We start from the raw sequence: 8,155 nt of genomic DNA on the forward strand, positions 1-8,155 counted from the left end.
GAAGAGTCCGGCTCGGGTCCACCACGGGACGGTAGTCCCCGGCGGCCCGCGGTCCGGCAGCGGGGTGCGGCGCGCCGGGGTGAACGGCGCGGATCAGCCGAGACCGAACCAGCCCAGGACCGTCTGGACGAGGAGGATCGTCGACATGGCCGCGACGCCGACGACCACGGCGGTGGCGGCCACGCGGTAGCGCGGGCCGTTGGCGGCGTCGCCGAGAACCGAGCGGCGGTTGGTCAGGACCAGGAGGTAGACCAGGACGATCGGGCTGATCAGGCCCTGGAGGACCTGGGTGCCGATGAGCAGCTGGATGACGTCGACCGGGGTCATCGCCACCGCGGCGCCGAGGGCGATCTGGGCGGTGAACAGGCCGAGGAAGAGCGGGGCGTCGCGGAAGCTGCGGGAGACCGAGCGCTCCACGCCGGCGGCCTCTCCGATGGCGTAGCTGGCCGAGAGCGGGACGACGGCGCCGGCGAGGGCGGAGGCACCGAGCAGGCCCAGGGCGAACAGCAGCTCGGCGCCCTGGCCCGCGACCGGCTTCAGCGCCTCGGCGGCCTGGGCGGCCGAGTCCAGCGGGCCGGTGCCGCCGATGGCCGCGGCCGTGGCGACGATGATCGTCAGGCTGATGACGCAGGCGAAGACGGCGCCGAGGATGGCGTCGGCGCGGATGAGCGGGTAGTCGGCGGGCTTGGCGCCCCGGTCCACGACGCCCGCGGCGGCGTAGAACTGCATGTACGGGCTGACCGTCGTGCCGATCAGGGCGACCGCGAGCAGGATGAAGGCCTTGTTCGGCTCCATGTGCGGGATGACGAGGTTGTGGCCGACCTTTCCCCAGTCGGGGTGGCCGAGGATCATCGCGACCGGGTAGGCGAAGAAGGCCAGCGACATGATCAGGAAGATGCGCTCGGCCCAGTGGTAGGAGCCGAACAGCACCAGCGCCCACAGCAGGACCGCCGCCGGCGGGATCACCGCCCACTTGGGGACACCCAGCAGGTCGAAGGCGGCACCGATGCCCGCGAACTCGGAGACGACCAGACCGGTGTTGGCGAGCAGGAGACAGCCGACGGCGAGCGCGGTCAGGCGCAGGCTGAACTGTTCGCGGATCAGGGCGCCGAGGCCCTTGCCGGTGTGGGCGCCGAGCCGGACGGCCATCTCCTGCACCATCACCAGGGCGATGGTGACGAGCACCATGAAGAACAGGGTGCCGTAGGTGAACTGGGAGCCGGCCGAGGCGTAGGTGGCGATGCCGGCGGCGTCGTTACCCGCGTTCGCGGCGACCAGTCCGGGCCCGGCGACCGCCGCGATCATGGTGAGGCGCCGCCAGCCGGTCCAGCGCGCGGGCGCGGGGGCCTGCGCGGGGGCGGTGGCGGTGTCGAGGTCGCGGGTCACTGGAGGAACCTCCGGAAGTGCAGTCGGCCGCGTTCGGGCAGCAGGGCGTCGAGCAGGTCGTCGGCCAGGATCCGGCCGATCGGGCGGGCGGAGTCGTCGACCACGAGGAGCGAGGAGGCGCGGGCCGCGACCAGCTGGTCGGCGGCGTCCGCGAGGGAGGTGTCGGCGTGGACGGTGTCCGGGGGTCCGAACTGGGCCCGCCAGGTCACCAGGTCGGAGATGGGGGTGGTGTCCTCGGCCACCGCCAGGTCGAACAACGGTATGTCGGACAGCAGCCGGTCCGTACCGTCCACGACGGCGACCGCGTCGATCTCGGTCCGGTGCTCGTGCTGCTCGGCCAGCCGGCCGCGCACCTCGGCAACCGTCTCGTCCGGCCGGGCGGTGATCAGCAGGGTGGTCATGGCACCGCCCGCGGTGCCCTCCCGGTGGGTCAGCAGGCGGCGCAGTTCCGCCGCCTCGTCCTTGGGCATCCGGGTCAGCAGGGCCTCGCGCTCGTCGCGGGTGAGGTCGCGCAGGGCGTCGGTGGCCTCGTCGGGCTCCATCTCGTCCACCAGGCGGGCGGCGTGCTCCGGCTGGGCCTCGCGCAGCAGGTTCTGCAGCTCGGCCGGTTCCATCTCCTCCAGCGCGTCGGCGGCCTGCTCCGGCTCCAGCCAGCCGAGCAGCTGCTGGCGCTCGGCGCGGCCGAGGTCTTCGAGGATGTCGGCGAGGTCGGCCGGGCGCAGCCGGTGCAGCGCGGCCCGGGAGGCGCGCAGGCGCACCTCGGCCGGGCCCTCGGTGGCCTGCTCGGCGAAGGGGGCGACGGCCTGCCAGTCCAGCACGCGCTCCGGGGTGGGCCGGGCCTGCCAGCGGCGCGGGCCGAGCCGGCGCAGCAGGGTGGGCAGCGAGACGTCCACGCCGACGAGGACGATCTGGTCGACCAGGGGTGCCAGGTACAGGTCGGCGGCCCGGGTGACCTGGACGCCGTCGACGTCGACCAGCTGGTGGTCGAGCACGTCCTTGGCCAGCAGCACCTCGCCGGGGCGGCGGACGAAGTCGCGCAGGTCCACGCGGGCGGTACGCAGCCGTACGTGCCCGGCGTGCACCTTGCCGACGGCGTGGGCGGGCAGGAAGGTGCGGCGGCGCCCGATGCGCAGGATGAGTCCGGTGACCGGCGGGTAGGAGTCGGTGCCGTAGAGCCGGGCGACGACGTCGACGATGCGGCCGACCTCGTCGCCGGACTGGTTGGTGGCCGGCCCGCCGATCAGCCCGGCGAGGGAGACCAGCGAGGTGCGGACCGCCTTGGACGCGGTGGCACGGCGCTCCAGGTTGACCCGGCGGTCTCGCAGACGGGCTGAGGTGGACATGAACAGAGTGTGGGCAGCCAAGGTGAACACCCCCTTGCCCCGGCATGACGGGGCTACGGGCGGCCCGTGGCAACGCGCCTCCTGCCCGGCCACGGGCACCGGGCGCACCGGGCACACGCCATCGCGCGGCCGGTCAGGCCGGTGAACCGGAGGTCCGGTCGGGGTTCAGGGAAGGAAAGGCTGCTGCGGGCCGCGGAAGGACGGCGCGGACAACACGGGGAGGGGCCGACTATGGCCCGGACTACTGTCCATGTCGCCTCCTCCCGGTCACGGCCGCGCTGAGAGTGTCGCGGTCCTGTGGCGGAGGGCAGCCAGAGCCGGCCCGGCCCGGCACACCCCTTCTCGTCAGAGCTTTGGCACTCCACGGCGTGATCCCCGGCGCGGGGAAGCCACCTGGGGTCACCCCTTGTGCCGGGGAGACCTGTCCTGATCCGGAGCGTCTCTCGACGGGTGGGATCAGTGGCCTGTGTCCGTGAAGACGCCTCACCGAACGAGGTGCCTTTGTTCGTCGGCACCAACGATACGCGTACCGCAACCCGCCTTCCGCACCCATGACCTGCCCTTGACCTGTGCGCTACGGAACGGAGACCGACCGTTGAGACGTCCGCGCACCCCGGAGCGGACACCCGGACCGGCGCCGTGGGCCGCCAGCTCACGCCAACTTCCCAGTGAATGAAGGGAGTTGGGATGTAGAGCGAGGGGGCGTCCACTCGACAACGACCCGATGGTCCTGGCCCCCGCCCGGGCGCCGCTCCACTCGGCTCCGACATGCCCTGGGCCCACGCCGCCGACCGCGACCGGGCGTGCTCCGTCATCAGGCTGCTGATGGACGCCCTGCCGGCCGGCCCGGTGTCACCGCCCCGGAGATCGTCGCCGAGCAGGGCGGTCTCCCGCGCACACCGCGACCGCCGGCGGGCGGCCGTCTCGGAGCGGCCCGGCTCAGTAGACGTCCCGCACATACCGCTTGTCGGCGGCGAGCTGCTTGACGTAGGCGGCGGCCTCCGCCTCGTCCAGCCCGCCGTGCACGACGGCGATCTCGCGCAGGGCCCGGTCGACGTCCTTGGCCATGCGTGAGGCGTCGCCGCAGACGTAGAAGTGGGCTCCGTCCTGGAGCCAGGACCACAGCAGCGGTCCGTGTTCGCGCATGCGGTCCTGGACGTAGACCTTGGCGCGCTGGTCGCGGGAGAAGGCGGTGTCCAGCCGGGTGAGCGTGCCGTCGGCGAGGAACCCGGTCAGTTCCGCCTCGTAGTAGAAGTCGGTCGCCCGGTGCTGTTCGCCGAAGAACAGCCAGTTCGGGGCGTGGTGACCGCGCGCCCGGCGCTCCTGGAGGAAGCCCATGAACGGCGCGACGCCGGTGCCGGGGCCCACCATGACCGCCGGGGTGGCGGGGTCGGCGGGCGGCCGGAAGTGCGGGGCCCGCTGGACGCGGACCGGCACCGGGGTGCCGGGCTCCGCGTCGGCGAGGAAGGGCGAGCACACGCCCTGGCGGGGACGGCCGCCCAGGTTCTCGTACCGGACGACGGAGACCGTCAGGGACACGAGGTGGGGGTCGGTCAGGGGGCTGGACGATATGGAGTACAGCCGGGGCTGCAGGCGGCCCAGTACGCCGGCCCACTCCTGCGCGCCGGCCCGGATGCCGAACTCGGCCACCACGTCGACGGCTTGGCGGCCCCAGGTCCACCGGGCCAGCTCGCCCCTGTTGTCCGGCCGGAGCAGCTTGCGCAGCTCACGCGGGTCGCGGGTGCGGTCGGCGACGAAGCGCAGCAGCTCGGGGGTGACACGCGTGATGTCCAGGTGCCGGAGCAGGGCCTCGGCGAACGGCACCTCCCCGGCGCTCCTGACCTGTACGGCCGCATCCGCGTCGACGCCGGTGACGGCGAGCCATTCGGTCACCAGCTCCGGCCGGTTGACCGGCTGCACGGACAGGGCGTCCCCGGCCTCGTAGCCGAGCGGGGCGGCGTTGTCCCGGGTGTCGAAGGTGAAGCGGCGGACCTCCTTGCCGGCGCCGGGCAGGCTGAGCAGGCGATTGCCGGTGAGGCGGGCGGTGACGGGTGCCGGGCGGCTCGGCCGGGGGGCGGCGGCCTGCGGGGCGGCGGGGGCCGGCGCGGATGCCGGCTGCTCGGTGCCGGTCAGCGCGGTGCGTATCCGGTCCAGCCAGGCTCCGGCCGCGCTCTCGTAGTCCGGTTCGCAGTCGGTGCGCGGGGCCAGCGGTATCGCGTCCAGTTCCGCCATGCGCCGGTCGAGCCGGCGGCCGTGGCCGCAGAAGTCGTCGTAGGAGGAGTCGCCGAAGGCCAGGACGGCGTACCGCCTGCCGTTCAGGCGCGGTGCGTCGGGCGAGGCGAGGGCGTCCCAGAAGCCGGTGCCGTTGTCCGGGGCGTCGCCGTCGCCGAAGGTGCTCGTGATCAGCAGCAGATCGGCGTCGGACGGCAGCGCGGCGGGGTCCGCCTCCGCCATGGGCATCAGGGCGGCGCGGTGGCCGTCCGCGGTGAGCCGCTGCGCCGCCGCGGCCGCGAACTCCTCCGCGTTCCCGGTCTGCGACGCCCAGAGCACCACCACCTGGCGGCGGGTGTCCCCGGAGCCGCCGTTCCCGGACGCGGGCACCGCCTCGGTCCCGGAGGTACGGGAGTACATCCCGGCCAGGAAGCCGTTGACCCACAGGGCGTGCTCCGCGCGGAACGGGGCGTCGGGCGGCAGGACCGGTACGCCCGGGGCGCCGGACGGGATCCCGGCCAGGAAGCCGGTCAGATACCGGCGTTCGTGTTCGGCCAGGACCGGTGGCGGCGCGGGTTCCAGGCCGAGGGCGGCGCTCACGGACACGGCGGACGGCGCGGGCGGCGGCGCGGGGACGGGGGCCATGGCGCCCGCGGCCACCGGCACGGAGGCCCGCACCGTCACGGGCGTGGCCACCTTGGTCAGCGACACGGCGCACACCTTGAACTCGGGCTGGAACGACAGCGGGTCGACGGCGTCGCTGGTCACCGCGTTGACACTGAGGTACTCGCCGAACAGGTCGTTCCAGTGGAACGGCGCGAAGCAACAGCCCGGCCGCACGCGGTCGGTGACGAGCGCCGGCAGCACGGCCCGCCCGCGCCGCGAGGCGACCTCCACGGAATCCCCGTCGGCGAGGCCGAGCCGGTCGGCGTCCTCGGGGTGCACCTCCGCGAAGGGGCCGGGGTTGAGCTTGTTCAGCTTGGCCACCTTCGCCGTCTTGGTCAGGGTGTGCCACTGGTGCGGGAGCCGGCCGGTGTTGAGCACGAACGGGTAGTCGTCGTCGGGCATCTCCGCGGCCGGGATGTGCGGCCGGGCGTGGAAGACCGCGCGGCCGCTCGCGGTCGGGAACAGGGGTGAACCGTGCTCGCCGACGTAGCGGACCGGATTGCGGTCGGGCCCCTCGGGGGCCGCGGGCCACTGCACGGGCGTGGTCCGCAGCCGCTCGTAGCTCACCCCGCGCAGGTCCCAGCCGGTCACCGGGTTCCAGGCCCGCTTGATCTCCTCGAAGACCTCCTCGGCGCTGTCGTGGGCGAACCCCTTGTCGTATCCCATCTCGCGGGCCACGGCGGCGATGATCCGCCAGTCCGCCGTCGCCTCTCCGGGCGGGTCGGCGGCCGGGCGGGCGAGGGTGAGGTTGCGCTCGCTGTTGACCAGGACGCCCTCGGTCTCGGTCCACAGCGCGCCGGGCAGGACGATGTCGGCGTACGCGTTCGTCTCCGTCTCGGCGAACACGTCCTGGGTGACGACGAGTTCGGCGGCTTCCAGCCCCTCGATGACGGTCTTGCGGTGGGCGACGGAGGCGACCGGGTTGGTGCAGATGATCCAGCACGCCTTGATGTCCCCGTCGGCCATCTTCCGGAACATCTCCACGGTGCCCCTGCCCACCCCGTCGGCCCGCAGGGTGCCCGGCTCCAGCTCCCACAGTTCCTCGACGAAGGCCCGGTCGGCGGCGGCGAGCACGGACCGCTGGCCGGGCAGTCCCGGCCCCATGTAGCCCATCTCCCGGCCGCCCATGGCGTTGGGCTGGCCGGTCAGCGAGAAGGGACCGGAGCCCGGCCGGCAGATCGCGCCGGTGGCGAGATGGAGGTTGACCAGGGCGTTGGTGTTCCAGGTGCCGTGCGTGGACTGGTTCAGGCCCATCGTCCAGCAGCTCGTCCACTCCCCCGCCTCGCCGATCAGCCGTGCGGCCTGCCGGATGTCCTCCTCCGGGATGCCGGTGATCGCGGCGACGGTGGCGGGCGGGTAGTCGGCGAGTAAGGCGGGCATCTCCTCCCAGCCCTCGGTGTGCGCGGCGATGAACCCGGGGTCGGTGTGCCCGTTCTCGTGCAGCAGGTGCAGCAGCCCGTTGAGCAGCGCGAGGTCGGTGCCGGGCTTGATCTGGAGGAACAGGTCGGCCTTGGCCGCGGTGGCGGTGCGCCGGGGGTCGACGACGATCAGTTCGGCGCCCGCCGACTTCACCCGGTCCATCATCCGCAGGAAGAGGATGGGGTGGCAGTCGGCCATGTTGGAGCCGATGACGAGGAAGACGTCGGCCTTGTCGAAGTCCTGGTAGGAGCCGGGCGGCCCGTCCGCGCCCAGGGACAGCTTGTAGCCGGTGCCGGCGCTGGCCATGCACAGCCGGGAGTTGGACTCGATCTGGTTGGTGCCGATGAATCCCTTGGCCAGCTTGTTCGCCAGGTACTGCGCCTCCAGGCTCATCTGCCCGGAGACGTAGAGAGCGACCGCGTCGGGCCCGTGCTCGTCGATGATCGCGCGCAGCCGGCGGGCGGTCTCGGTGACGGCGGCCGCGAGGGGGGCGGGGCGGGGTTCCGCTCCGCGTTCGGGCCGCACGAGGGCGGTGGCCAGCCGGCCGGGTGCGGCGAGCATGTCGGCCGTGGTCGCACCCTTGGTGCACAGCCGTCCGGCGTTCGCCGGGTGCTCCTTGTCCCCGCTCGCCCTCAGGACCGTACGCCGTCCGTCCGGTCCCGTGCCCACGTCGAGGACGATGCCGCAGCCCACTCCGCAGTACGAGCACACCGTCCGCACCTTCGTCGTGCCCTCGCTCCGCGAGCCCGGCGCGGCCACGGGCGCCTCCCTGTCCAGTGCTCGACCTGATCTCACCCTTCGTGACCGTACGAACCGCTCATTACGCCGGTGTCTCGGCGCCCGATCATGAGGGGTTACGCCTGCCGCACAGGGGCCGGGAGCCGGCTGTGAGCCGGGTCCGGGCCCGGCCGTGGACGGATGGACGGGCCTCGCTGTGCGGCTCGGTCCACCGGGGCGCCTGCCACGGTGGCACGGGCCGCCGCAGGCGCACCGGAGGCGGACTCTCCCCCCTCCCGGGCCCCGGCGGGGGGGGGGCCCCGCCGGGGGCGGGGGGGGGGGGGGGGGGGGGGGGGGGGGGGGGGGGGGGGGGGGGGGGGGGGGGGGGGGGGGGGGGGGGGGCGCGCCCCCCC

General features: G+C 73.8%; 3 protein-coding genes and 1 riboswitch. All 3 genes read right to left on the reverse strand.

All coding sequences use genetic code 11. From position 1 onward, the window contains the following. Positions 1–93 precede the first annotated feature (93 nt). The 3 genes from ACZ60X_RS27330 to ACZ60X_RS27340 all read right to left on the reverse strand — a co-directional run bounded on the left by ACZ60X_RS27330 (position 94) and on the right by ACZ60X_RS27340 (position 7,784). Positions 94–1,386: an NRAMP family divalent metal transporter gene (locus ACZ60X_RS27330; RefSeq protein WP_469603619.1), complete on the reverse strand. Its 1,293-nt coding sequence runs from the start codon at positions 1,384–1,386 to the stop codon at positions 94–96. Beyond that, positions 1,383–2,729 carry a magnesium transporter MgtE N-terminal domain-containing protein gene (locus tag ACZ60X_RS27335; RefSeq protein ID WP_469603623.1) on the reverse strand — a complete coding sequence of 449 codons (1,347 nt, stop codon included), beginning with the start codon at positions 2,727–2,729 and terminating at the stop codon, positions 1,383–1,385. The genes ACZ60X_RS27330 and ACZ60X_RS27335 overlap by 4 nt, the downstream gene beginning before the upstream one ends. A gap of 329 nt (positions 2,730–3,058) precedes the next feature. Then, positions 3,059–3,231: riboswitch (M-box (ykoK) riboswitch) on the reverse strand. Positions 3,232–3,668: 437 nt separating this feature from the next. Next, positions 3,669–7,784 (reverse strand): molybdopterin-dependent oxidoreductase, encoded by a 4,116-nt coding sequence (locus ACZ60X_RS27340; RefSeq protein WP_469603626.1) that lies wholly within the window; start codon positions 7,782–7,784, stop codon positions 3,669–3,671. Positions 7,785–8,155: the final 371 nt, after the last annotated feature.

Source organism: Streptomyces sp. NPDC104106 (genome assembly GCF_055584345.1).

Coding starts and splice junctions, on each gene's coding strand:
- ACZ60X_RS27335 (WP_469603623.1), bottom strand. CDS start 2,729: ATGTCCACCTCAGCCCGTCTGCGAGACCGCCGGGTCAACCTGGAGCGC.